Source organism: Pseudomonas sp. AK-TSAG1-1 (assembly GCF_056821665.1).
In genome coordinates, this window is the sequence record NZ_CM165965.1 from 4,832,137 (window position 1) to 4,858,291 (window position 26,155).

Consider the following 26,155-nt stretch of genomic DNA (forward strand, 5'->3'; position numbering starts at 1 on the left):
GAACGAGCATTCTACCCGGAAACGGAAGTGAGGAAAGTGGCGATATTCCACGATGCTGGCACTGCGCTTTGACGGGGCTCACTTAAAATAGGGGCGTTTTGCTCAACTTCAAGTCATACAAGGAAGAAGTTAGTCGTTGATTTAATGGGTAAAGCGGGGGCAAAAGCAATGGGCGAGTGATTTCGGCCTTTCTGCTACCATGGCGATTCTGTTACTTCAGGTGTTCGATCATGGCATTTCGCCCGCTTACAGCCAGAGCTCCCGCCGCTCTGCTTCGCGAAGCCAGGCCGCTAAAAGCCATCCTCGGCCATGCCCAACGCCTGGGTCATCTGCAACGCCTGCTCGAAAGCCAACTGCAACCTGCCGCTCGCGCGCACTGCCATGTGGCAAAGTGGCGTGAAGGCGAACTGTCACTGGTTGTGACTGACGGCCATTGGGCCACGCGCCTGCGCTACCAGCAAAAACGCCTGCAACGGCAACTGCAACTGTTCGAAGAGTTCGCCAGCCTGACGCGGATCAAATTCACGGTACGACCACCGATCGTGCAGCACGGGGCTGCCGGGCACACGATGGACCTGTCGAGTGATGCGGCAGCGACCATTCAGTCGACGGCCGAAGGGATCAGCGATCCGGGTTTGCGTGCAGCGCTTGAGCGCCTGGCGGCGCACGCCAAAGACAAGACCTGACAGCTTTCTGAGTGTGGGAGCGGGCTTTCTCGCGAAAACGGTGTGTCATTCAACCAAGATGGCGTCTGACACGGCCTCTTCGCGAGCAAGCCCGCTCCCACAATTGGATCTGCTGCAAGCAGGGATCAGCGGCGCTTGCTGCCACCGAGTAACGACCCCATCAAACCGCGCACCAATTGCTTGCCGAGATTATTGGCAGCCTGGCGCATGGCCGATTTCAGCGCTTGGCCGGCGGCGGTGCCGAGGAATTCCCCTGCCCTGTCGGCCAGGCTCGGCTCCTCGGCGGCCGGCTTGCCCACGGGGGCTTCAGCCTCCGGCGCCAAGCCTTTACGGCCCATCAGGATTTCATACGCCGACTCGCGATCGATCGGCTTGTCATAACGCCCCTTGAACGGCGAGCCGGCGATCAGCAGCGTGCGCTCGGTTTCGCTCAATGGCCCGATCCGCGATTGCGGCGGCGCCACCAGCACGCGCTGGACCATCTCCGGTGTGCCTTTTTCCTGCAACGTACCGACCAGCGCTTCGCCGATGCCCAGTTCCGTCAATACCGACAACGTGTCGAACGCCGGATTCGGCCGGAAGCCATCGGCCACCGCCCGCAGGGATTTCTGTTCCTTGGCGGTAAACGCGCGCAAGCCGTGCTGGACCCGCAGGCCAAGCTGCGCCAGCACGTTATCCGGCAGGTCACCCGGCGATTGGGTGACGAAATACACGCCGACGCCTTTCGAGCGAATCAGCCGCACCACTTGTTCCAGCCGGTCCTGCAACGCCTTGGGCGTATCGCCGAACAGCAAATGCGCCTCATCGAAAAACAGCGCCAGCAGCGGCTTGTCGGCATCGCCCCGCTCCGGCAACTGCTCGAACAATTCGGCCAACAGCCACAGCAGGAACGTCGCGTAGACCTTCGGCGCCTCGTGTACCAGACGACTGGCATCAAGCAAATGAATGCGCCCACGACCGTCAGCTGCCGGCTGCAGAATGTCTTGCAGTTGCAGCGCCGGTTCGCCGAACAAAGCTTCAGCGCCCTGCTGTTCCAGGGTCGCAAGCCGTCGCAACAGCGCCTGGCTGGAGCCGGTGGTCATCAATGCAGCGTCTTCGCCGAGCAGTTGCGGGTTGTCCTTGAGGTGATTGAGCAACGCCTTGAGGTCTTTCAGGTCCAGCAACAGCAGGCCTTCGCGGTCCGCCACTTTAAAGGCCGCGTACAACGCTGACTGCTGACTGTCGGTCAGTTCCAGCAGGCTGCCGATCAGCAGCGGGCCCATTTCACTCAAGGTGGTGCGCAACGGATGACCGGACTCACCGTGAATGTCCCACAGCGTCACCGGATAAGCCTGCGGTTTGTAGTCGAGCCAGGGCATCCCGGCGATGCGCTCGGCGACCTTGCCCTGCGGATTGCCAGCAGCGCCGAGGCCGCACAGGTCACCCTTGATGTCAGCGGCGAACACTGCCACCCCGGCGTCACTGAACGCCTCGGCGAGGCGCTGCAAGGTCACTGTCTTGCCGGTTCCGGTCGCGCCGGCGATCAGCCCGTGCCGGTTCGCCAGGCGCATGGCCTGAGCAATCGGTTGCCCCGCCAGATCGGCACCGATAACGAGTTGCGATGTGTCAGGCATTTTGTCACCTATGGTTAATCTTTAATTCGCGATGGCCGATAAACAAGGCGAGTACCCGACCGAAAGGTCGAGTCGGACATTTCCCTAAGGAGAGACGGAAATATCAGTTGGTTTTCACCCTTGCCCATATTGCGCGTCTTTATAAAAGCACGCCCAGGACATTAAGACCTTAGCGGAACCCCAAGCCATGAACAAAAATCTGCGCTTCAGCCATAAAATTTTGCTTGCCGCCGCCCTCATCGTCATCGCCGCCTTCGCCTCGTTCACGCTGTACAACGACTGGCTGCAACGCAACGCGATCCGCGATGACCTGAACAACTATCTCAACGAGATGGGCGAAGTCACTGCCGACAACATTCAGACCTGGCTCAACGGGCGCATTCTGCTGGTGGAGAACGCCGCCCAGAACATCGCCATCAATCCGGAACCGGCCAACGTCGCCAGCCTGCTGGAACAGAAATCCCTGACCTCGACGTTCATGGCCACTTACCTGGGCGATGCCACCGGCCACTTCACCATCCGTCCGGACGTGAAGATGCCGGACGGTTTCGACCCTCGGGTTCGCCCTTGGTACAAAGGCGCCGAGAGCAGCAGCGCCTCGACGCTGACCGAACCGTACATCGATGCCGCCACCGGCCAGTTGATCATCTCCATCGCCACTGCTTCGAAAAAGGCCGGCCAGAGCGTTGGCGTGGTCGGCGGCGACCTGAGTCTGCAAACCCTGGTCGATACCCTCACCGCCCGGGACTTTTCCGGCATGGGTTACGCGTTCCTGGTCAGCGCCGACGGCAAGATCCTGGTGCACCCGGACAAGGCGCTGGTGATGAAGTCGCTGAAAGAGGCCTACCCGCAGGACACCCCGCGCATCAGCAGCGATTTCAGTGAAATCACTGTCGACGGCAAGACCCGCATCGTCAGCTTCACGCCGATCAAGGGCCTGCCATCGGTGAACTGGTACATCGGTCTGTCGGTGGACAAGGACAAAGCTTTCTCGATGCTCAGCGAGTTCCGCACCTCGGCAGTGATCGCCACCGTGATCGCGGTGGTCATCATCATTGCGCTGCTGGGCATGCTGATTCGCCTGCTGATCCAGCCGCTGCACGTCATGACCCGCGCCATGGAAGACATCGCCGACGGCGAAGGCGACCTGACCAAACGCCTGACCATCGTCAATAACGATGAATTTGGTGTGCTGGGTACCGCATTCAACCGTTTCGTGGAGCGCATTCACGGTTCGATCCGCGAAGTGTCTTCCGCCACCGGGCAAGTCAACGAGGTCGCCCTGCGCGTGGTCGCGGCGTCCAACTCGTCGATGTACAACTCCGATCAGCAAGCCTCGCGCACCAGCAGCGTCGCCGCCGCGATCAATCAGCTGGGCGCCGCCGCTCAGGAAATCGCGCGCAATGCCGCGCAAGCCTCGAACCAGGCCAGCGACGCCCGTGGCCTCGCCGAAGACGGCCAGCAAGTGGTGGATCGCAGCATCAAGGCGATGAATCAACTGTCGAGCATGCTCAGCGCTTCCAGCAGCAACATCGAGTCGCTGAACAGCAAGACCGTGAACATCGGGCAGATCCTGGAAGTGATCACCAGCATCTCCCAGCAAACCAACCTGCTGGCCCTCAACGCCGCCATCGAAGCGGCGCGTGCCGGTGAGGCTGGCCGTGGTTTTGCGGTGGTGGCGGACGAAGTGCGCAACCTGGCGCATCGCACCCAGGAATCGGCGCAGCAGGTACAGACCATGATCGAGGAGCTGCAAGTCGGCGCCCGGGAGTCGGTGAGCACCATGAGCGACAGCCAGCGCCACAGCCAGGACAGCGTGGAAATCGCCAACCTCGCCGGCGAGCGCCTCAACAGCGTGACCCTGCGCATCGGTGAGATCGACGGGATGAACCAGTCGGTGGCGACCGCGACCGAGGAACAGACCGCGGTGGTCGAGTCGATCAACGTCGACATCACCGAAATCAACACACTGAACCAGGAAGGCGTGGAAAACCTGCAGGCAACGTTGCGCGCCTGTTCGGATCTGGAGCAACAGGCTGCGCGTCTGAAGCAGCTGGTAGGCAGTTTCCGCATCTAAGATCAAAAGCCTTCCCCCTCACCCCAACCCTCTCCCCCAGGGGGGCGAGGGGGAAGGGAGCCGATCTTCAAGCTTTTCAAGCCTGAGCTCGACTCAGGTCAACGTATCAAGCCAAAACACTTCGGTCAGTCCCCTCTCCTCCGGGAGAGGGTCAGGGTGAGGGGCACTTCAGCTGCACCGCGTATTCCCGACCGAACATCTATTCTGGATAAAGGTCAACCAAGGGAGTGCAACGCAGCGGAGGGTTGATCACCGTGCACATCGCCGACATCACCATGTTTTACGCCCCGGCCAGCGGCGGCGTACGCACCTATCTGGACGCCAAGCACCGCCGCTTGAGCGTCAAACCCGGAATTCGCCACAGCCTGCTGATTCCCGGCGCGCATTTGGGTGAACACGACGGTGTCTACACGGTGCCCGCGCCTGCCCTGCCCTTCGGCAAAGGCTATCGCTTCCCGCTGCGCCTCGCGCCGTGGCGCAACGTTCTGCAGGATTTGCAGCCGGATCTGATTGAAGTCGGCGACCCGTATCTCACCGCGTGGGCGGCGCTGGACGCACGGCGCCAACTGGATGTGCCGGTGATCGGCTTTTACCACTCGGACCTGCCGTTGCTGGTCGGCAACCGCATGGGCCATTGGCTCACGCCGAATGTCGAGGCGTACGTCACCAAACTCTACGGCAACTTCGACCGGGTGCTGGCGCCCAGCCAGGTAATGGCCGACAAGCTCACGGGCCTTGGGGTGCGCAACGTGTTCGTGCAGCCGCTGGGGGTGGACCTGCAAACTTTCCACCCTGACGCCCGCGACAGCGGCCTGCGCGCCGAACTGGGCCTTGCCGAGGACACGCGTCTGCTGATCTTTGCCGGGCGCGGTTCCAAAGAGAAAAACCTGCCCGTCCTGCTCAAGTGCCTGCAACGTCTCGGCCCGCGCTATCACCTGCTGCTGGTTGGCTCGTCGATGCCAGCGGTGGTTCCGGACAATGTCAGCGTCATCGATTCGTTCTGCCCCGCGCCCACCGTCGCCCGCTTGATGGCCAGTGCCGATGCCCTGCTGCATGCCGGTGATCAGGAAACCTTTGGCCTGGTGATCCTTGAAGCCATGGCGTGCGGCACTCCGGTTGTTGCGGTGGCCGCCGGGGCATTCAAGGAAATCATTCACGAGGACTGCGGCGTGCTGTGTCTGCCGAATAACCCGCAAGCCATGGCCAACGCCGTGCGCGAACTGTTCAGTCGCGGTTGCATGAAACTCGGCCAGCAGGCGCGGCAACATGTCGAACGGCATTACGCCTGGGACAGCGTGGTCGACAGCCTGCTCGGTCATTACCACGCGGTCCTTGGCCAATCATTGCCACGGGTGGCCAATGGCTGATTCCACCAACTGCCACGCCGTGCTGCTGGTGCTGCACGACGTAGCGCCGTCGACGTGGGCGGATTATCGGCCGTTTGTCGAAGCCGTCGACGCGATCGGCGGCGTACCGATGACCTGGCTTGTGGTTCCGGACTTCCATGGACACGACGCACTTGAGGATCATCCAGCGTTTTGCCGAATGCTTGGCGAGCGGCTTGCCCGTGGCGATGAACTGGCCTTGCACGGCTACTACCATGATGACCGCGAGCCAACGCCAACCACGCCCCGCGACTGGTTCATGCGCCGGATCTACACCCATGAAGGCGAGTTTTATCGTTTGTCGCGCGACGCCGCGCTGGCTCGTCTGCGCGCCGGCATCGAGCTGTTCCAGCGCAATAACTGGCCGTTGCACGGTTTTGTCGCCCCGGCCTGGCTGATGAGCGAGGGGACGCGCCTGGCCCTTCGCGAGTTGCCATTGCGCTACACCAGCGACCCGCACCATCTTTTTCAATTGCCTGATTTCACCCCCATCGACGCTCCGGGCCTGGTCTGGAGCGCACGCAGTGCCTGGCGCCGGGGCGTGTCGAAACTCGTCTGCGAGCAGCGTGAACAGCACTGGCGCGGCGCCGCGGTGATTCGTCTAGGCTTGCACCCGGTGGACATGCGCCACCGGTTCGCGCGCGACTATTGGCTGCACACACTTGAACGACTGCTGGCGGAAGGACGCAAGCCCATGAGCAAAATCGACTGGCTCACCCATCAACGCGAGTGCATGGGGCGCGCGGCATGAATCGCGGCATTGTGCTGTTGATCGGCCTGCTCGCCGCCGTGCTGATTCCGGTGCTGCTCGGCGGCGGTGAGATCGGCGCGCGGCTGCAGAACTTTCCGCTGCAATGGCTGCTGATCATGTTCGGCATGATCCTGCTCTGCTGGGGCATCAACACCCTGCGCCTGCGTCTTTTACTGGGCGATCAACGCGAGCGGGTAACACCGCTGAAAAGCCTCGGCGTGGTCATGGCGGCGGAGTTTGCCTACTGCGCCACTCCCGGTGGCAGTGGCGGGCCACTGACGATCATGGCGTTGCTGGCCCGCTGCGGCGTGCGACCGGCCCGGGGCAGCGCGGTGTTTGCCATGGATCAGTTGAGTGACCTGCTGTTCTTCCTCTGCGCTTTGAGCGGCATTCTGATTTATGCATTGTTTCAGCACCTCAGCGACCGCCTGGAATGGTTGCTGACAGTCAGCGCCGTGTCGCTGTTCAGCGGATTGTTCAGTTGTGTGCTGCTGGCGCGCTACCACCGTCGCCTGATCCGCCTGAGCGGGCGCCTGCTCGCCCGCCTGAACGTGCAGCCCGCGACGCGCAGGCGCTGGGCGCGCAAGCTGTTGCACTTTCTCGATGCGTTTATCGACACACTCAAGCTGCCCTGGCAGACCCTGGTCAAGGTGTTCGCCCTGACCTGCATGCACTGGCTGCTGCGTTACAGCGTGTTGTACCTGGCCTTGCGCGGGCTGGGCGCGGAGCTGCAATGGGCCTGGAGTTTCCTGGTGCAGATGCTCTCGCTGGGCGCCGGTCAGATGAGCCTGTTGCCCGGTGGCGCGGGCGCTGCAGAGCTGACGTCGGCGGCGCTGCTGGCGCCGATGGTCGGCAAATCCACCGCTGCAGCGGCGATCCTGATCTGGCGGGTGGTGACGTTCTACTTCTATCTGCTGGTGGGCGGCCCGGTATTTCTATTGATGCTGGGACGGCCGCTGCTCAAAAAGCTGCTGAAGATCAGGCAGGTTTCTTAGGCTCATCCGGTTCCTCCCTGAGCTGTTCCCACAGTTCTGCCGCGCCGGGAAACTCGGTGCCGTCTTCCGGGCTCAGGTCATCCGGGTCATAGCGGCTCAGGCAGCCCTCGCCCACAGTGGCAGGCGCTTGCGAAGTGGCTTTGTCCAGTGGATCGCTCACGGGCAGTTCCTCAAGGGTTGAAACAAAAAAAGGGCCTGGGACGATTGAACGCCCAGGCCCTTCATTATTCAAGCATGCGTGGGTTCGATCAGAACACCACGGTCTTGTTGCCGTGCACCAGCACGCGATCTTCGAGGTGATAACGCAGGCCACGGGCCAACACCATCTTCTCGACGTCACGGCCGAAACGCACCATGTCTTCAATGCTGTCGCTGTGGCTGACACGCACCACGTCCTGCTCGATGATCGGACCGGCGTCCAGCTCTTCGGTGACGTAGTGGCAGGTCGCGCCGATCAGCTTCACGCCGCGCAGCGACGCCTGATGGTACGGCTTGGCGCCAACGAACGACGGCAGGAAGCTGTGGTGAATGTTGATCACCTTGTGCGCGTATTCGCGGCACAGCGACGGCGGCAGGATCTGCATGTAGCGCGCCAGCACCACCACTTCGGCGTCGTGCTGTTTGACCAGACGCGACACTTCGGCGAATGCCGGTTCCTTGTCCTGCGGATTGACCGGGACATGGTAATAAGGAATGCCGTGCCACTCGACCATGCTGCGCAGGTCATTGTGGTTGGAAATCACGCAGGAGATTTCGCAGTCGAGCTCATCACTGTGCCAGCGGTGCAGCAGGTCAGCCAGGCAGTGCGATTCGCGGCTGGCCATCAACACCACGCGTTTTTTCTGCTCGGTGTCGGTGATGCGCCAGTCCATCGAGAACTCTTCGGCGATCGGCGCAAACTTCTCGCGCAGCACTTCAATACCGAACGGCAGCGAATCGGCACGAATTTCGTGACGCATGAAGAACCAGCCATTCTGATTGTCCGAATGGTGGCTCGCTTCGGTGATCCAGCCGTTGTGGGATGCCAGAAAGTTACTGACTTTGGCAACGATGCCAACGCGGTCAGGGCAGGAAATCACCAACCGAAAGGTGCGCATGGGGGGAAAACTCCAGAACTTCGCAAAGGCGGCCATTCTAGCGACTGCGCGCGCAAACTGCAGTATTGATGACCATATCCCTCCTGGAAGGCGGGATTCAGCGCTTCTCGGCGTCACGCGCACCAAGGTCACGACGCTCGGTGGCACTGCCCGCACAGATAATTGTGAATATTCGTGATGACTGCATCACATTTATTTAAATGCGCATTCAATTTACCGGTTATTTCACGCAACTAATTCAAATAAAAAAACCGGTTAAATGTTTACTTGATGAAACAGCCTGACTATTATTGCGGCACTGTCCCCTGCCATTCAACACATCCGCATAAGGTAGTTACCATGTCCTTGATCAACGAATATCGTGCCACTGAAGAAGCAATCAAAGAGCTGCAAGCCCGTTTGAAGAACCTGTCGCAAGACGACAAATTGCAAGCCGAGCTGGAATTCGAAGGCAAACTGCGCACCCTGATGGGCGAATACTCCAAATCCCTGCGCGACATCATCGCCCTGCTGGATCCAGAATCGAAAACCAAGGGCACCCGTGGCGCCGCAGTAAAAACTACTGGCACCAAGCGCGCACGCAAAGTTAAACAATACAAAAACCCGCACAACGGCGAAGTCATCGAAACCAAAGGTGGCAACCACAAGACTCTGAAAGAGTGGAAAGCCAAGTGGGGCGGTGACGTGGTTGAAGGCTGGGCTACCCTGCTGGGCTAAGCCGCCACGCCGGTCGCCGATTGATTCGGCGGCCCATGAAAAACGCCAGCATATGCTGGCGTTTTTTTATGCGCGGCCTTTCATGGGCACACTATGTTCGATTTCAAAGATTCAAACGTTTGCGCAATGCCTCGACATAATTCTGCCACTCATTGAGCACTTGACCCTGTATCGGCGTAGCACTAAGCGCCCATTGCTGCGCGGCGTCGGCAAAAGAGCTCAGGGTATTAGGTGCGCCCATTTGCGGGTCGGACAAACGCTGCTGGCAGAATATTCTCCAGCGCTCTTGCTCTGCAGAATTCAACGTATCGGGAAAGTTGCGTGCGCGATATCGAAAGAGTAATTCAGGCAAACGTTCATCATCGAACGGCCAGTGCTCTTGCGCTAATTGCGCCGGATCTGCCGTCCTCACTTGCTCGCATAGACGCCGATCGCGATCACCGATAAATCCATCGTACAACTGCTGTTCCGGGTCTTCACTCGGGGTGAAGTCTTCGCTGGCGTAAATCGCCGCAACTTTATCTTTCCAAACTTGTTGTGCGTCACTTAGCCGCAGCGCGCGCGCCTGATAGAGCGCCATGTCCAGGCCCAGGCGCTGCTGATCGTCGGCGCGCAACACCGACAACGGTGCCACCACCGGGCAACGATTGATGTGGATCAGTTTGAGTGGCACCGGCAGTTCGCCCTCGGCCAACTCGTCACGACGGGTGTAAAGGCGCTGGCGCAGGGTCTCGGCGTCCAGATCCAGCAAGCCTTGCGGATCAAGGTGCAGGTCACAGACGATCAGGGCATTGCGATTGCGCGGATGCCAGGCCAATGGCAGCACCACACCGACATAGTGGCGAGCCGCCGAAAAGCGCCCGGAGATGTGCACCATCGGCTGCAACAGGCGAATCTGGTCCATGACCTTCTGCTTGCTGCGCAGTTGAAACAGCCAGTCATACAACTTCGGCTGTTTCTCACGGATCAACCGCGCCAGAGCGATAGTGGCGCGCACGTCCGACAGTGCTTCGTGGGCATGCCCATGGTCGATATGGTTGGCGGCCGTCAGGCGTTCGAGCTTGAGGGTGACCTTGCCTTCATCATCGGTCGGCCAGACCAGACCATCCGGGCGCAGCGCATAAGCGGCGCGCACCACATCGATCAGATCCCAGCGACTGTTGCCGCCTTGCCACTCGCGTGCGTACGGGTCGAAAAAGTTGCGGTACAAACTGTAGCGGGTCATCTCGTCGTCGAAACGCAAGGTGTTGTAACCCGCGCCGCAAGTGCCGGGCGCCGCCAGTTGCGTGTGCACCCGGGTCATGAAGTCGGCTTCGCTCAGGCCCTGCTCGGCGAGACGGCTCGGGGTGATGCCGGTGATCGCGCACGCTGCGGGATGCGGCAAGATGTCTTCGCTGGGCTGGCAGTAGAGATTGACCGGCTCGTCGATTTCATTGAGGTCGTGGTCGGTGCGAATCCCCGCGACCTGCAGCGGGCGGTCGCTGCGGGGATTGATGCCGGTGGTTTCGTAGTCGTACCAGAAGATTGAAGTCACGGGCGGTTCCTGAACTGAAGATCGGCGAAGTCTAGGCGTTGAACCGCCATCGCGGCCAGCGCTCTGTCATCCAACCATCGCGCATCACACGATGTGCAATACATAGTTATGTCGTTTCCCCCCAAGAGGCTGCTAGCATCGGGCAGACTTCGCATCCCGATCAGGCCCCATCAGGTAGCCCATGCTCGAGAACACAGCAGCGCCACGGAAAGCACCGCTGAACCCGCCACTCGATACCCGCTATCAAGTGGAAACCCCGGAGGGCATCGACCTGCCGTTGCGCCCGGCCGGTCTGATGGTACGTACCCTCGCCTTTGGCATCGACCTGGGCATTCGCGGCGCGCTCATCGGTGTGCTGTTCGTGGCACTGGCATTTCTCGGCCAGCTCGGCATGGGCCTCGGGTCGCTGCTGCTGTTTGTCATCAGCTGGTGGTACATGGTGCTGTTCGAAGTGCTGCGTCAGGGCCGCTCGCCGGGCAAACAATGGATGGGCCTGCGGGTGATTCACGATAACGGCACACCGATCGGCTGGTCGGCCTCACTGCTGCGCAACCTGTTGCGATTTGTCGACCTGCTGCCGTTCGGCTATTTCCTCGGTGCCATCAGTTGCCTGCACCACCCGACCTTCAAGCGCCTGGGCGACATCGCCGCCGGCACCCTGGTGGTCTACAGCGAGCGTCCCCTGCTCCGTCCGCAACTACCTGACGCCCAACCGCGCAGCTCGCCCGTACCGCTCAATCTCAGCGAGCAACGCGCGCTGCTTGCCTTCGCCGAACGCCAGGCCGAACTGTCGCCGGCGCGGGTCAATGAACTCGCCGCCCTGCTGGCCCAGCCGCTGCACCTCTCGGCACCCAAAGCGGTCAGCGAACTCAACGGCATCGCCCGCGGCCTGTTGGGGCCGACATGAAGCAGAGTCTTTTTGAAGCCCGCCACAAGGCCGAATGGGAGCGCTTCACGCTGGCCCTCGAACGCCTCGAACACGGCAAGGACACCTCGCAGGCGGCGAGCTTTCCCAAGGCTTATCGACGTCTGTGCCAGCATCTGGCGTTGGCCCAGGAACGCGGCTACAGCAGCTTTCTGATCGACTCGCTGCAGCAACAGGTGCTGCGCGGCCACCAGCAGTTGTATCGGCACCGCAGTCGATTCGGCGCCAACCTGCTGGGGTTCATCCTCGCTGATTTCCCCCGGCTGGTGCGCGCCGAATGGCCGTTCGTGCTGGCCGCCGGCCTGTTGTTTTTCGGCAGCCTGATCGGTTTTGCGCTGCTGGTGTATGGCTATCCCGAGCTGGTCTACAACCTGATTCCCGCCGAACAGGTGCGCGAGATGCAGAGCATGTACGACCCGGTGGCCGGCCACCTCGGACGCTCGGCCGAACGCGCTGCCAGTGAAGACTGGGTGATGTTCGGGTACTACGTGATGCACAACATCGGGATCGCCTTCCAGACTTTCGCCAGTGGCTTGCTGCTGGGCCTGGGCAGTGCGTTTTTCCTGCTCTACAACGGGCTGATCATCGGCGCGGTGGCCGGGCATCTGACCGAGATCGGTTTTGGCCAGACGTTCTGGTCGTTCGTGATCGGCCACGGTGCTTTCGAACTGACGGCCATTGCCCTGGCGGGAGCTGCAGGGTTGAAACTGGGCTGGGCACTGATCGCTCCCGGCCGCCTGACGCGCGGCGAAGCACTGCAACACGCCGCGCGCAAAAGCGTCCTGCTGGTTTGCGGGGTCATGCTGTTCCTGCTGATCGCGGCGTTCATTGAAGCGTACTGGTCATCGAAGACCGGGATCGCCCCGCGGACCAAGTACGCGGTCGGTGCATCTTTATGGATTGCGGTGGCGGTCTACCTGCTGTTTGCCGGAAGGACCCGCCATGCGCCTGAGTGATGCCAGCGTAGCGATCCGCCCGCGCAGCACGTGGGAAGCCATGGACCTGGGCGTACTCATGACTCAGCAGCATCGGCGCCTGCTGATGACCAGTTGGGCTATCGTCACCCTGCCGCTGTTCGCCTTGCTCACGTTGTTGCTGTGGGATTCGCCGTCACTCGCCGTGTTCATTTTCTGGTGGCTGAAACCGGCCTGCGAACGCCTGCCGCTGTACATCCTGTCCAAGGCCCTGTTCGGCGAAACACCGACTCTGAAACAGGCCTTGCGCGAATTTCCTCGGCTGCTCAAGCCGCAACTGCTGGCCAGCCTGACCTGGCGTCGTCTGAGCCTGAGCCGCAGCTTTCTGCTGCCGGTGCTGCAGCTCGAAGGCCTGGACGGCACGGCCCGCCAGCAACGCCTGCAGGTGCTGCTGCAACGCAATGCCGGCGCCGCGCAATGGCTGACGATCATCGGCGTGCATCTGGAAACCGCACTGTGGATCGGCCTGATGGTGCTGTTCTACATGCTGCTGCCACAGCAGATCGAAACCGACTGGGACTGGCAGTCCTTGATCCTCGATGCCGATCACCACTGGCGCTGGCTGGAGCACCTGACCAATGCCTTTTACGCGCTGGTGCTGGTGATCTGGGAACCGGTGTATGTCGCCTGCGGTTTCAGCCTGTATCTGAATCGGCGCACCACACTCGAAGCCTGGGACATCGAGCTGGTGTTCCGCCGTTTGCGCCAGCGTCTGAACAGCAGCGTTCTGGGTTGGCTGCTGGCCGTCTGCCTTTTGCTGCCGGCGGTGCCACCCGTATGGGCCGCAACCGATCCCGCCAGCGCCCCGCAGGCGCCACGCCTGCTGCACCAACCACTGACCAGTCAGGCTTCACACGACAGCATCAAGGCGTTGCTTGAACAACCACCGTTCAAGAACAAGGAAACCGTGACCCGTTATCGCTTCGGCGACGACCCGGCCACCCCGGCCGAGGTCACGCCCGGTGAGGCGCCACCCTGGTTGAAAACGCTGCTCGGCTGGCTCGACGGTCAACGCTTCAATGCATTGGCCACCTTGATTGAGGTGTTGCTGTGGGCGGCGTTGATCGCTGCTGTCGGCTGGCTGATCTGGCGCTATCGCGAGTTTCTGCGCACCTTCGTCAGTCGCCGGACGAAGCTGCCCGCACGCAGCAAGCCACCCGCGCCGCAGCAGGCATTCGGCCTGGACCTGAACCCGCAATCCCTGCCCGATGACATCGCCGCCAGCGCCGAACAACTCTGGCAAGACCAGCCACGCGCCGCGTTGGGGCTGCTCTATCGCGGCTTGCTCAGCCGCCTGCTGCACGACTTTGACCTGACGTTGAAACCCGCCGATACCGAGCATCAGGTGCTGCAGCGGGTCGAACAATTGCAGCGTCCTGAACTGCTGACGTTCAGCCGTACCCTGACGCTGCACTGGCAGAACATGGCCTACGGGCATCGCGTGCCGGCGGCGCATCTGCAACAGGAACTGTGTGATGGCTGGCGCGCCCTGTTCGGCCATGGAGTGCGCAGTTGAACCGGCGCAACGCGTGGCTGATCGGCGGACTGATCGTCGCCCTGCTCGCGGCGTTGAGTGTCTATCTGTACCTCAAGGCCAGGCCTTATCAGGAAGTGATCGATCACGGCCCTTCGCCCCAGGCCCAGGCAAACCCGTATCTGGCGGCGGAAATGTTCCTGCGCGAGCGCGGCCTCAACGTCGGCCATGCTGAAACGCTGGCGGTGCTGCCCGACATCGACCCGCGCCGGCACACCCTGCTGTTGTTTGGTGAGCGCTCACGGATGACCCCGCGCCAGGTCGATCAGGTGCTGAACTGGGCCCGCGCCGGCGGACGCCTGGTGTTCGTCGCCGAAGCGCTGTGGGATGAGCAGGCCAGACAAAGCGATGACCTGTTGCTGGACCGGGTGCAACTGCACCAGTCACTGAGCAAGAACCTCAAGGAACCACCGGCGGAGCTGGCCGATGATCCGTACCCGAACCTGACCAAACTCTACCTGGAAGACGAGGACGCCCCGGCCTACGCCGGTTTCGACACCGCGTTTCATCTGGAAGACCCGAAGAATCTCGCGCAAGCCTGGGCCAACAGCGCCAAGGCCACGCACATGATGCAACTGGCCTACGGCCTCGGCTCGATCACCGTGGTCACCGATGCCGAGCTGTGGAAGACCTCGGCCATCAGCCAACACGACAATGCCTGGCTGCTCTGGTACCTGAGCGCCGACACCGACGTCACGCTGATTTTCAACACCGCCCACGACGGCCTGCCGACCCTGCTCTGGCGCTATTTCCCGCAAGCCATCGTTGCCCTGCTGGGACTGATCGCCCTGGGTTTGTGGCACGTCGCTGTGCGCCACGGGCCACTGCTCGCGCCCGCCCCGCGTGGCCGTCGGCAGTTGCAGGAGCACCTGCGTGCCAGCGCCGATTTCATCCTGCGCCACAACGGCCAGCACACGCTGTTGCAAGCACTGCAACAGGACGTGCTGCGCCGCGCCCGACGCCGCCATCCAGGCTTCGACCAGTTGAACGTGGCCGAACAATGGCTGGTGCTGTCGCGCCTGACCCGCCAGCCGACCCGCGCCATCAGCCAGGCCCTGAGCCCGGTGTCGAAACAGCGCATGAGCAGCGCTGATTTCAGCCGCCAGGTGGCCCACCTGCAAACCTTGAGGAACACGCTATGACTGAACACATCGAGCCCGGCAGCGCCAGCCACGCCGCCCAGCAACGCCAGCGCGCCAGCCAGCTGGCGCAAGCGGTGCGCGGTGAATTGCAGAAGGCCCTGATCGGCCAGAACGCGGTGATCGACGACGTTCTGACGGCGCTGATTGCCGGCGGCCATGTGCTGCTCGAAGGCGTCCCCGGGCTGGGCAAAACCTTGCTGGTGCGGGCGCTGGCGCGGTGCTTCGGCGGTGAGTTCGCGCGCATCCAGTTCACCCCGGACCTGATGCCCAGCGACGTCACCGGCCACGCGGTGTACGACCTGCACACCGAGCAGTTCAAACTGCGCAAGGGGCCGCTGTTCACCAACCTGCTACTGGCCGACGAGATCAACCGTGCACCGGCGAAAACCCAGGCGGCGTTGCTCGAAGCCATGCAGGAGCGTCAGGTCACCCTCGAAGGGCGGGCGCTGCCCATCGCCCAGCCGTTCATGGTGCTCGCCACGCAAAACCCGATCGAACAGGAAGGCACCTACCCACTGCCGGAAGCCGAGCTTGATCGCTTCATGCTCAAGGTGCGCATGGACTACCCGGATGCCGAGCAGGAATTGAGCATGGTGCGTCAGGTCAGCCGCTCGACCCGCGCCGACATGCTCGACGTGCAGCCGCTGCGCACGGTTCTGCAAGCCAAGGATGTGCAGGCTCTGCAACGCATTGCCAGTGATCTGCCACTGGACGATCAGGTGCTCGATTACGCCGTGAGGCTGGCGCGCAGCACCCGCTCCTGGCCCGGCCTAGCCCTCGGCGCCGGGCCGCGAGCGTCCATCGCGCTGGTGCGTTGTGCCCGCGCCCGTGCATTGCTGCGCGGCGGCGAGTTCGTGATCCCCGATGACATCAAGGGCTGCGCGCTCTCGGTGCTGCGCCATCGGGTACGGGTGGCGCCCGAACTGGACATCGAAGGTCTGCAGGTCGATCAAGTGCTGCAGCAACTGCTCGACCAAGTACCGGCGCCGCGCCTGTGAAACCGTCACGCCTGCTGTTGATCTGGCTGGCAGTGCTGCTGGCCATCGGCACGCTGCTGGGCACCGTGCAGGCACTCGACATCCCGACCCCTGCCAGCCTGTCGGCGATCAGTTGGGGGTTGCTGCTGGCCCTGCTGGTGCTGGCGCTGCTCGACGCCATCCGCCTGCAGCGCCTGCCCTCGCCCCTCGTACGACGGCAGATGCCCGGCAGCCTCGCACTCGGCCGCTGGAGCGAAGTTCGGCTGCAGGTCAGTCACGACTTCAATGAGCCGGTAACGCTGGAGATATTCGATCATGTGCCACCGGGGCTGAATTTCGAAAACCTGCCGCTGACGGTCGAGCTGCAACCCGGCCAGTTCAGCGAGGTCGGTTATCGCCTGCGCCCGCTCAATCGCGGTCACTTCACCTTCGGGCATTGCGAAATCAACCTGCCCAGCCCGCTGGGTCTGTGGTCAGGCAAACGCCTGCTCGAGGTGAGCGACGAGATTCGCGTCTACCCGGACTTCGCCAAGCTCTACGGCGGGCAGTTGCTGGCGGTGGACAACTGGCTCAGCCAGCTCGGTGTGCGCCAGCGCCAGCGTCGCGGGCAAGGCCTGGAATTTCATCAACTGCGCGAATTTCGCGAAGGCGACAGCTTGCGCCAGATCGACTGGAAGGCGACTGCCCGGCAGCGCACGCCGATCGCCCGGGAATACGAAGACGAGCGCGACCAGCAAATCATCTTCATGCTCGATTGCGGCCGGCAAATGCGCAGCCAGGATGGCGAGCTGTCGCATTTCGACCATGCGCTGAATGCCTGTCTGCTGCTGAGTTACGTCGCGCTGCGTCAGGGTGATGCGGTGGGATTGAGCACCTTTGCCGGCGATCAACCGCGATATCTAGCGCCGTCAAAAGGCGCCGGGCAACTCAACGTTTTGCTTAACGCCGTCTACGATCTGGCGAGCAGCCAACGTCCGGCTGACTACCAGACAGCTGCGCAGCAGCTACTGACCCGTCAGAAACGCCGAGCGCTGGTTATCCTGGTGACCAATCTGCGCGATGAAGAGCAAGGCGAACTGACCAACGCAGTCCAACACCTGAACCGTCAGCATCAAGTGCTGGTGGTCAGTCTGCGCGAAGCAACGCTCGACCAGTTGCGTCAGACCCCGGTGCAAACCCTGCCTGAAGCACTGGCCTATTGCGGCACGGTCGACTACCTCAACGCCCGGGCTGAATTGCATGAGCGGTTGAATGTGCATGGAATGACAGTGCTGGATGCGCGCCCCAGGGAACTGGAGTCGGAGTTGGTGAGCTCCTATTTGAAATGGAAACGTTCCGGCACATTCTGATTCGAATTCGAGCTCACTTGTGATCAGCTCATAAAGGCAACCCCAGGCTCGATCCCCCTCTCACATTGGCCTCAATTGTTCCCCGTGAAGGCAAGACAAACCTGACCTCTGAATAACCATCGGGATTTGTACGAGTCGGCACGATGTCGATATTGGGGAAGCGCCAGATCACCTCCTCCCCCACAATTGGCTCAAAGGAGCTATTGGTAACGCGAACCCTGATGTGAGCTTCTTTACCTATAATCGACGAGCCGTGAAGTTTGCCAATCTCGACCAACTGCGGCCGGGTAGCGGGATCAAATACCTCAAACTCCAGTTGTTTGCTGCCCCCCAGCCCCACGCTCGCCCTCAGGCTGTACCTACCTAATTCAGCAGGCCGGAAGTCAATTCGGGACCTGCCATCTTGCGAAGTGACCGTTGAAGGTAATGCCAACCCAGGGTATTCCAATTGAACCTTGATACCTTCAAGCGGAAGGCCATCAGTGTGCGACACAACCCGAAGCAGCGCTGTTACCTCCTCTCCGAGATTGATGTACGTATTGGTACTGGTCAGTGACTCGATCACCGGCACCAGCCCGCCATACACCAACTGCGCCACATCCCAACCAGCCATCCCCCCCCGGACCGTGGCTGACAAGATGCCATCCCCAGCAGCGGAAGAGGCAAAGGTTAACCGAGCAATCCCCTCCTCATCCGTGACCGATGGCGGCAAGGCACTGCCCGCAAAATCCCACCACACCTGGACCCCCACCAACGGTAATCCGGTACGTGCAGAAACCACCTTGGCAAGGGCTTGCGTCCGTTCCTCGTCTGGAGGCAATCGAGATCCTTCAGGCTTGTACAGTTCACTGATTTCCCGCGGTTCCTCAAGTGTATACGGCAACTCAATCGACTCCAGATACGCCGCACCCTCTAACGTGGCCGCCACTACCGCCGCACCTGGCGTCTGCGGTTTGAACCGCACACGGGCCACCCCATAAAAGTCGGTCAGGCTGGTCACCGTGCCCAGATCCTCGTTGTGCCAGGTCACTGCAATTCCCGCGATGCCTTTACCTGTGATGGATGACACCACGGTCACCTGCTCGACGAGCTCCTGCTCGTATTCCAGCACCTGCTGAACGCTGCCACTGGCGAGGACTTTCAACACTTGCGCGCCCACGCCCAACGACATCGCGTTAGCCGGTGACAGGCGCGCCAATCGCTCGGCGCCCAGGCGTAGCGCGAAACCGCCGTCCTTCACATCATCACAGCGCAAGGAATACCGCAGGCCGAGGGCCGAGGGCCGGCGCACAGCGCCGAGCGCGGGTTCGAAGCGCAGACCCAGCTCCGCAGGACCGCTACCGGTCAATCCCAAGGCCAGATTTTGCTCGAACAATGGACTGTCGTCCTCGAACAGCACTTCGAGGACATGTGTGCCTCGGCGCCGCGGGAAGAAAGTTTGACTGCCCCACGGCTGTTCGTCGTGCCCATCGAAGCGCACCCGCACCCCCTCCCAAGGGTCACGGGCGAGAGCGATAAAAGACAAGGCGCGCTGCTCTTCGTAGCCGTCGAACGGGCTGCGTACATTGGCTACCACCTCTTGCTGACCGGCGGTGCTCGGCGTCAAGCCAAAGCCCGACCAGCCTAGGTCATCGCTGGCAACTGTTTCGAGACCGGCCGCCGTCTTCCACTGCACCGCCACCTGCGCCACCGCCTGGCCGGTAAATGCCGAAACCACCCTGACCCAGCTCCAGCCCTTATCCTTGCCGATGACGGCATCAACCGCAGGCTCGCGCCAGTCGTCCATTCGCAATTTATTGTGAGCGAGCTGCATCGGATTGGCGGTCATGGACAGATTCAATGCAGGCAAGAAAAGCCCGAGCGTAAAGCTGCCGGAGACCTTGCTCGCAGTGAAGTCCAGCCCCCATCCAACGCCACCGTCGCTGAGTGTCTGGGAAATATCGAGCGGCGGCTCAACGCTTGCATCCAGGTCGTCGGCTGGTGTTCCCAGCCACATCAACGTTCCCTGCAACCCCACCAACGGACTCAACGCATTGGGCAAATAGCGCACGTTGTGTCTGGCACCAATGCATGGAAACAATCTCTGGCTGGCGAGTGTCGCGGTCACCTGATCCAGCATCACCGTCAACTCATCAAACAGCTGCGTAGCGATCAGCCGACCGAACAACTCTCGGGGTGACGCCAGCACCGGGCTGCTCAACACCAGACTGAACAGGCTGCTGGCACTCGATGCGACCTGTGAACTGAACGTCCATTCCAGCCCCTTCGATTCCAGCTTCATGGGCACGCCAATACCTGCGACGGTCAGCCCGATTTCTGGCGGTTCACCACGCCATTGCAGCGTTACCAGCTGATCGAGCAACGGACTGCCTGGCGTCGCTTCAATGCGCAAGGTGTGCGAATCCCCCCGCCAACACAGCAGCCCCAGTTCGATCAGATCCACTTCAGTGTTATCGAACAAGATCCTGATCTGATTCTTCCAGGGACTGCTCGGCAGTGCCTTGACCGCAAACGGCCGCTCCATTGGCACCGCATCAGCGTGCGCCTTGACGCGGGCAGTCACCACCAGGTCGCCACCACGAGAAGGCTGGTAAAGCACGCTGGCCCAGCCACCGCTGCCCGATTGGGTCGGGATCGTGCCTTCGGGCGTCAGCCAGTCGACCAACGCGTTGTTGACCGGATCGCCGTCACCACTGGTGACCACGTGCACCACTTGCACGCGCAGCAGGACGCTTTCGCGTTCATCCACCACCGGAAACTTGTTGGCCTCCTGAACATCGCCGATGCGCACCAGATTGCGTGCCAATGACATCGGTTTCCTGTCTGAGGGCAGCAGTAGCTTCGAACATGACAATTGCAACCGGAAGCGACCATCGAGCTCGTCCCGGCAGATCAACTCCCAGGTCGAATCCACTACGCCGGCGGGTACCGGCGCTTCCAGCTCCGGGCGTACCTGCACGCCCAACTGTGCCGCAGAATCGCCTTCCCAGCGCATGGCCAACTCAGTGCCGCGCAACACCTCGGGCACTCGAACACTCACCTGATAGGTCGAACCACGATTGGGGTATCCGGTCTTTTGCGCCCAGGGCAAGGCGTTACCCTCGACCACCGCCAGAACGTCCTTCCAGGGATCGGTCGCGAGCACCCGAACATCCAGCGTTGCAGTCTCGACCCCGCTGGCATAGTAGGGACTTGTTACCGAGGCGACGACGCTGAAATCGCCTGCCGCCGTGGGCAGATAATCGAAATACGCCCACCCCTCAGGATCGGTGGGTGTCGTGCTCAAAAGCCCCTGCCCGTCGACCGCCCAGGTCACCGTGCGCCCGGCCAGAAACTGACCGGTGTACCAAGAGGCCACTCGCACGCCCAGCCGCACTGATTGCGCCAACTCCAGCACCGGGTAATACGCAGCCTGCTGCTTCTCGCGAAACACCAGCCGGTGATGGCCCAGCGAGACCTGCACCGGATAAGGCGCAGCGGTGTACTGGTTCAGCAGTTTGACCGTGAACAGATACGGATCCTGATCACCGATCAATGGGCACTGCAGGAGCCACGGTGAATCCAGTGGTTGATCGACGCCCCAGTCAGGCGTCGCGGTAACGGCGCCTAGCGGGTTGTCGTCGCTGATCAACGCAGCCTTGGTATAGAGCCAGGGACTGTCGCGTTCGGGAACACATTCAAGCCGATGCTGAAATCCACCGTCCGCGCCAAGGCACAGGTAGAGCGGGCCGCCGGCCGGCAATTGCTCCTCGTCCAGCTTCAGCGTCTGCAGCACCACTGGCTCAAGGTGCAGCGCCAGATGAATGCGCGTGATCAGGACCTTCAGGTGATAGTCCTCGGGATCAGCATTGGCCGGAGCGACCACCGTGACGCGGATCTTGTCCAGGCGCTGCAGCGGCAGATCGAACGGAGCGTCGTACTGAATCGGCTTGAATACCAGCGGCTGTCCGCTGGCGATCCGTGCCTGGTCCTCTGCAAGGTCGCGAGGGCTGCCCGGCGGCAACAGGATTTCGCTCAACAGGGTTCCATCTTCAGCCGTGATGAGCATGCGGCCCGCGTCGGTATGCCGCGTTTCATGGAGAAAGCTCAGCACATACCTGGCGCTGGCACCCGGCTCTACAGGTACAGTGACCTGCTGCCAGGCAGAGCCAAGGTTTCCCGCAGAAAGCAGCCTGACCTGTATACCGTCATACTCCTCGCCGACGACTGTGACCTCGCGCGGGTTGGCCCCCCGCGTCCAGTCACTTATGCCTTGGCTGAAATCGCCATTGAGTACCAGACTGTCATTGGCCTGAACGACTGGATCAAACATGATTACCGGCTCCTTTGACAGCGCGTGACTGATGGGCAGTCATTGACCGGGTGACCAGGTCTTTGACGGCAAGGGTGAAGGTCGGCTCACCGGCCTTGGCCGTGTAACGGATGCGCACGATGACGTCGGTAAGCGACTGGAGCATTGATGTTTGCCGCTCACTCTTGGGCCAGGGAAAGTGCAACTGCCAACGCGATACCGCCCCGGTGTTCTCGAACGGGTTGAGCAAGCCTTCATCCAGTTTGCTGGCGTTCATGCCGGTGTCGGCGATCCCAACCGATAAACCGATCTGCTGGCCACTGCGCAGATTGAACAGCACCTCGGCAGGCGCCACCTTGCCCGCCGGCTGATGCAGGTACTCGACCGACCGTGCCGTGGCCTGGGTGGCGGTCATGCTGCCGATCTGATGCAGCGTCGCCTGTACATCCTGATAAGGGCCAACCAGCGCCGGCAGATCGACTTCCACCAGATTGATCAGCCGACAGTATTCCCCCGGATGATCGCGATCGAACGACAACTGCGTCAGCTGGAACTCCAGCGTGCCCTTGTCGATCAGGTCTGCCAGTGCCCGGCTCCAGTCGGAGAACCCCGTCTGCGGATCAACCTTGTCATCGAACAGGCGTCGCAGTGAAATGGTCTTGATCCGTTCCAGGCGACGTTCATGGCTTTGCAGGTACAGGCGATCCATGCGCAGCAGGTATTCGCGCAGATGTTCACCCGCCGTCAGCCCGTGACGGTTGTCCAGCCATACCTGCGGTAACGAATCAGCGCTTTCGTAATCACCGGTTTCTGCGCTCAACGACGCCCGGGCACTGAGGCACAGGCTGACCACTGCGTCGTAAGCCTGATAGTGCAAGGCTTTGAGTTGCCCCAGCAGCCAGCCGAACAACTCGGCGCCGGAGGCACGTTTTTTCAGGTAGTTATAGAGTGCCAACGCCTGACTGTTGGCGCGCAGGGTTTGCTCAAGGCTGGTTCTGGCAGCCTGGAGCGCGAACGTTTGCGCGGTGATCTGTTCCTCGATCGCGCCGACTTCGGCCAACGCCTGATCACGTTGCAACTCCCACTCTCGGCGACGCAAACGGTAGCTTTCGGTGAGGGCTTGTTTATCCGCGTCGATCTGCAAAACCATCGCACCGATTTCCATGCCGAAGACCACGGCATCGGCTATTTTGTCCACACGATGCCCACCGTTGGCCAAACCGAAAATGTTCGGTAGCGAGGCCACCACCGCCCCCCCCGTCTTGATCGCGTGCGTTCCCACATTCATCCATTTGGCTGTCTGCAGCTTTTCCATGACCTGATATTCGGCATCGCTCACGTTCTCGTCGTACCAGGCCTTGAACCGGTCGGCCCGTTGCTGAGCCACGGCGCGACTCTGGCTCAACGCAGTGACATTCGCTTGCAGTTGGGCAATCGACTGTTCTTGAACGGTACGAGCGTAAAGGCCCAGCTCCTTGAGATGCTCCTGTTGCAACTCTTCCTGCTCGGCCCGGTCACGCTGTTCAATCAGGCGCAATACTTGGCTGCCGTACTCCTGCAGAGTCTGCACCGCCCGCAACGCAGCCTCGTAGGTAATACGCCAACGAAACGCACTCACCACCAGACGCCCGCCCATCGGCCTCGGGGTACCGACTCCGCCAGCGGCCAGGTCGCGCAACAATTGATCGGGATCGGTCGGCGGGCTGAACAATGGAACGTTCAGCGGTTTACCGTCCAGCGTCAGGTTATTGCGCAAGTTGTTCAGGCGTTGCCCCGGCCAGTCGAACAGATCGAGCAACTGTTGATTGGCGGAAATTTTGAACGGTTCATTCGCCAGCATGCCCATCAACGGCGAGGTTTCTGCGGCCGGTGGAATGTCGGCCAGGGAAAACACCAGTTCCTGCTCAAACTGCTCGAGCGCCGGCCGTGTTTTGCTCTGTTTCAACAAGTCTTCTACCGTCTGCGTTTGCCAGCGGGTCACCGCCCGAGCAGCAGGCGGCTTGCCCATCAGAAACTCGGCTTGTACGTAACACAGTTTTGCCGCCACCAGTGCATCCCGGGTGAGCTGGCGGTAATACCAGTCACCCCAGGCGACCAGATTTTTCACGTATTCGGTGAACACCAGAATCTTGTAGTGCCGTGGTGCGGCGTAGGCGATCGCATCCGGATCGGTCGGCATCTTTGCTTCGTGCCCCATATTCCCCACATCCGCCAGCGGGCGGCAGCGCCAATAGCGAGGTTTCTTCGGCTCGACGAAGGTTTCAGTAGCCTGCGGATCGAACAGGTAATGCCACCAGTTCTGCGCTTCCAGATAGCGATCCTCGGCCCGCAGGCGGGCCGCCACCAGATGCGGCAGATGAAAAAACAGTTCCCAGAAATACAAGCCGTTGGCGCCGTCGAATGCCCCGTTCGGCTCTGTGATCGGGCCTGAGGCTGGCGGCGGCTCCGCCAGGAACTGGGTGTCCCAGTCCAGTACGGCATCCACGGAAATATTGCTACGCTGCACCAGCTCCGGGCCGAACAATGAGTTCAGGCGCGCACGGGGCAACATTCCGGCCTGCCGAAACCCGATGAACTGCGCGGCATCCAGCGCGTTTTTTTCCAGCGCGGGCGGCACGAAACGGGTGATATCGGTCAGCGATACAGTAAAGGTCTTGCTGCCTTCAGTAGCGTTGCTCAAGGAAATTTCGACCGGGCTGACAAAGCCTCCTTTCGTGCGTTTGAGCTCCATCCAACCGGTGGCCCAGCCTCCGGCAAGGGGTTTTGATTCCTTGAGAGGGTCCGGGTCGTCTGCCGCGCCATTGTTGATTTTCAGCTCAAACTCCGTGGTCTGGGTGATGACCTCGCGCCTCGCCCGGCACAGCCCCCTGACCCACAGAAAGTCCTGCCCCTCCACTTCCGAGAACACCGCCTGCAAGGCGTAGTAAGCCGTCAGCGCTCCCGAGGTTTCACCCTTGATCGCAACCGTCGGCTGATTCTTCGGCGTCAGCGGATGTTGTACGACCAACGCATCGGTGAAGCGACGCTTGGCCAGATGCTCAAGCCAGCTGCCGTCGTCTTCGGCCATCGGACGAAAGAGCACATCACGGGTTGCCAGAACATTCAGGCCAGCGGCGTCAGTCTTGTCGTTGGTGAGCAATACGCCCAAACGGCCCTTGGGGTGAATGGCATCAGCCAACGTCGTCGCGACCAGCCGGGCACCGGCGCTGGTGTCGCTGCCCTGGTCGGCGCTATACAGGCTCAGCGGTGCCGACCATTCCGAGTTCTGACTCATGAACGCCAGATTGATATCCAGCCGGTGCGGCAAGTAAGCCTCGTCTTGCGTGCTGCCCATCTGGTCACGCCATTCGGCCCACACCAGGCATAAACGTCCAGCCCAGAACAGCGGCCGCAAGTCCAGGACCCTGTTCCCTACTGGAATATCCACCGGCTGCCATTCGCCCCACGCCGCCGGGTTGACCGGGTTACCGGCAGATGTGAGTTCAATCTCGGCCTTGCGCCAGAAATACTGGAACGGCTGTACTCGCTCACGCCCGACAAAATAGTAAGTCGCGCGCGTTGCCGAATCGCCGTCCAGACAGGCGCTGATGACATCCAGGTTGCAGGTCTGCTCAAACACCTTGAGGTACCCTTGCAAGGCGCGCTGCACCGAATCGCCACTCAGACGCGTCTGGTTCAAGTCATTCTCAAGCGCTTTGAACAGCCGGGTCTTGCGTTGTCGCACAAAGGGATTGATGAAGTTTTCCGGATAGACCGCGATCAACGAGATCGCCGCCCAGTCAGGATAATTGCTGTAGAGCTCCCAGAGTTTCAAATCCGCCTGGTCAAACTCTACCGTCTCGTAACCAGGCTCAAGCTTGCGATAGGCCGCATGAATGAATTGCTGAGCGCAGCTGGTCGCTTCGGCCACCCATGAACTTTGCACCGGGTAGTTATCCAGCGGGTCCATGCGCAGCAATTCGAATAGATCCTGTGCCGTTTTCACGAAAGGATATTTCTCGCTGGAAACCTGGCCGATGCAGTACTCGACCAACGCTGTACGGCGTTTTTCCAACAATTGAGCCAGATTGCGTTGAGTCATGGTCTTCTCCAGCATTCTGAAACGCAC

Annotated in this window: 18 protein-coding genes and 1 pseudogene; 13 read left to right on the top strand and 6 right to left on the bottom strand. The window is 61.2% G+C overall.

Annotation, left to right across the window (positions count from 1 at the left end):
* The first annotated feature begins 230 nt into the window (after positions 1–230).
* Positions 231–686 (top strand): DUF721 domain-containing protein, encoded by a 456-nt coding sequence (locus tag AC1UK9_RS21890; protein ID WP_482578483.1) that lies wholly within the window; start codon positions 231–233, stop codon positions 684–686.
* A gap of 125 nt (positions 687–811) precedes the next feature.
* Here AC1UK9_RS21890 and AC1UK9_RS21895 read toward each other — a convergent pair whose 3' ends face one another.
* Entirely contained in the window at positions 812–2,299 is a 1,488-nt protein-coding gene (locus tag AC1UK9_RS21895) for a helicase HerA-like domain-containing protein (RefSeq protein WP_025112768.1), read from the bottom strand.
* Between the two features lie 331 nt (positions 2,300–2,630).
* Here AC1UK9_RS21895 and AC1UK9_RS21900 point away from each other — a divergent pair.
* The 5 genes and pseudogenes from AC1UK9_RS21900 to gpgF form a co-directional block, all read left to right on the top strand.
* Positions 2,631–3,470: pseudogene (locus tag AC1UK9_RS21900) on the top strand (HAMP domain-containing protein); the annotation flags it as partial.
* A gap of 141 nt (positions 3,471–3,611) precedes the next feature.
* Positions 3,612–4,376 carry a methyl-accepting chemotaxis protein gene (locus AC1UK9_RS21905; RefSeq protein ID WP_473016025.1) on the top strand — a complete coding sequence of 255 codons (765 nt, stop codon included), beginning with the start codon at positions 3,612–3,614 and terminating at the stop codon, positions 4,374–4,376.
* 245 nt (positions 4,377–4,621) lie between these two features.
* Positions 4,622–5,743 (top strand): N-acetylglucosaminyl phosphatidylglycerol synthase, encoded by a 1,122-nt coding sequence (gpgS, locus tag AC1UK9_RS21910; RefSeq protein ID WP_482580513.1) that lies wholly within the window; start codon positions 4,622–4,624, stop codon positions 5,741–5,743.
* Positions 5,736–6,512, top strand: a complete 777-nt coding sequence (gpgD, locus tag AC1UK9_RS21915; RefSeq protein WP_482578484.1) for an N-acetylglucosaminyl phosphatidylglycerol deacetylase — start codon at positions 5,736–5,738, stop codon at positions 6,510–6,512. The genes gpgS and gpgD overlap by 8 nt, the downstream gene beginning before the upstream one ends.
* Positions 6,509–7,507, top strand: coding sequence for a glucosaminyl phosphatidylglycerol flippase (gene gpgF / locus AC1UK9_RS21920; RefSeq protein WP_482578485.1), 999 nt, complete (start codon positions 6,509–6,511; stop codon positions 7,505–7,507). Before gpgD ends, gpgF begins: the two co-directional genes overlap by 4 nt.
* On the opposite strand, the gene AC1UK9_RS21925 is transcribed toward gpgF, so the two are convergent.
* Together AC1UK9_RS21925 and purU are read right to left on the bottom strand one after the other, a co-directional pair.
* Complete coding sequence (locus tag AC1UK9_RS21925; RefSeq protein WP_177327369.1) at positions 7,491–7,667, bottom strand: hypothetical protein; 177 nt, start codon at positions 7,665–7,667, stop codon at positions 7,491–7,493. The two genes, gpgF and AC1UK9_RS21925, sit on opposite strands and share 17 nt — an antisense overlap.
* 88 nt (positions 7,668–7,755) lie before the next feature.
* Positions 7,756–8,604: a formyltetrahydrofolate deformylase gene (purU, locus tag AC1UK9_RS21930; RefSeq protein WP_025112763.1), complete on the bottom strand. Its 849-nt coding sequence runs from the start codon at positions 8,602–8,604 to the stop codon at positions 7,756–7,758.
* A gap of 339 nt (positions 8,605–8,943) precedes the next feature.
* Here purU and mvaT point away from each other — a divergent pair, with 339 nt between their 5' ends.
* On the top strand, positions 8,944–9,321 hold the full coding sequence (gene mvaT / locus AC1UK9_RS21935) for a histone-like nucleoid-structuring protein MvaT (protein WP_003227581.1): 378 nt from the start codon (positions 8,944–8,946) through the stop codon (positions 9,319–9,321).
* Between the two features lie 103 nt (positions 9,322–9,424).
* On the opposite strand, the gene sbcB is transcribed toward mvaT, so the two are convergent.
* A complete protein-coding gene (gene sbcB, locus AC1UK9_RS21940) occupies positions 9,425–10,855 on the bottom strand; it encodes an exodeoxyribonuclease I (RefSeq protein WP_473013393.1) in 1,431 nt (476 codons plus the stop codon).
* 181 nt (positions 10,856–11,036) lie between these two features.
* Between sbcB and AC1UK9_RS21945 the strand changes: the two genes are divergently transcribed.
* Genes AC1UK9_RS21945 through AC1UK9_RS21970 form a run of 6 tightly spaced genes read left to right on the top strand, consistent with a single transcriptional unit; the run spans position 11,037 to position 17,756 of the window.
* A complete protein-coding gene (locus tag AC1UK9_RS21945) occupies positions 11,037–11,762 on the top strand; it encodes an RDD family protein (RefSeq protein ID WP_473013394.1) in 726 nt (241 codons plus the stop codon).
* A complete protein-coding gene (locus tag AC1UK9_RS21950) occupies positions 11,759–12,736 on the top strand; it encodes a stage II sporulation protein M (protein ID WP_473013395.1) in 978 nt (325 codons plus the stop codon). Before AC1UK9_RS21945 ends, AC1UK9_RS21950 begins: the two co-directional genes overlap by 4 nt.
* Positions 12,723–14,270: a DUF4129 domain-containing protein gene (locus tag AC1UK9_RS21955; protein WP_482578486.1), complete on the top strand. Its 1,548-nt coding sequence runs from the start codon at positions 12,723–12,725 to the stop codon at positions 14,268–14,270. Before AC1UK9_RS21950 ends, AC1UK9_RS21955 begins: the two co-directional genes overlap by 14 nt.
* Positions 14,267–15,430 carry a DUF4350 domain-containing protein gene (locus AC1UK9_RS21960; protein WP_482578487.1) on the top strand — a complete coding sequence of 388 codons (1,164 nt, stop codon included), beginning with the start codon at positions 14,267–14,269 and terminating at the stop codon, positions 15,428–15,430. Before AC1UK9_RS21955 ends, AC1UK9_RS21960 begins: the two co-directional genes overlap by 4 nt.
* Positions 15,427–16,428: an AAA family ATPase gene (locus AC1UK9_RS21965; RefSeq protein ID WP_482578488.1), complete on the top strand. Its 1,002-nt coding sequence runs from the start codon at positions 15,427–15,429 to the stop codon at positions 16,426–16,428. The genes AC1UK9_RS21960 and AC1UK9_RS21965 overlap by 4 nt, the downstream gene beginning before the upstream one ends.
* Complete coding sequence (locus AC1UK9_RS21970) at positions 16,425–17,756, top strand: DUF58 domain-containing protein (protein WP_482578489.1); 1,332 nt, start codon at positions 16,425–16,427, stop codon at positions 17,754–17,756. Before AC1UK9_RS21965 ends, AC1UK9_RS21970 begins: the two co-directional genes overlap by 4 nt.
* A 28-nt stretch (positions 17,757–17,784) precedes the next feature.
* On the opposite strand, the gene AC1UK9_RS21975 is transcribed toward AC1UK9_RS21970, so the two are convergent.
* Both AC1UK9_RS21975 and AC1UK9_RS21980 read right to left on the bottom strand, forming a co-directional pair.
* Complete coding sequence (locus AC1UK9_RS21975) at positions 17,785–22,068, bottom strand: Ig-like domain-containing protein (protein ID WP_482578490.1); 4,284 nt, start codon at positions 22,066–22,068, stop codon at positions 17,785–17,787.
* Positions 22,061–26,128, bottom strand: coding sequence for a Tc toxin subunit A-related protein (locus AC1UK9_RS21980; RefSeq protein WP_482578491.1), 4,068 nt, complete (start codon positions 26,126–26,128; stop codon positions 22,061–22,063). Before AC1UK9_RS21980 ends, AC1UK9_RS21975 begins: the two co-directional genes overlap by 8 nt.
* Positions 26,129–26,155: the final 27 nt, after the last annotated feature.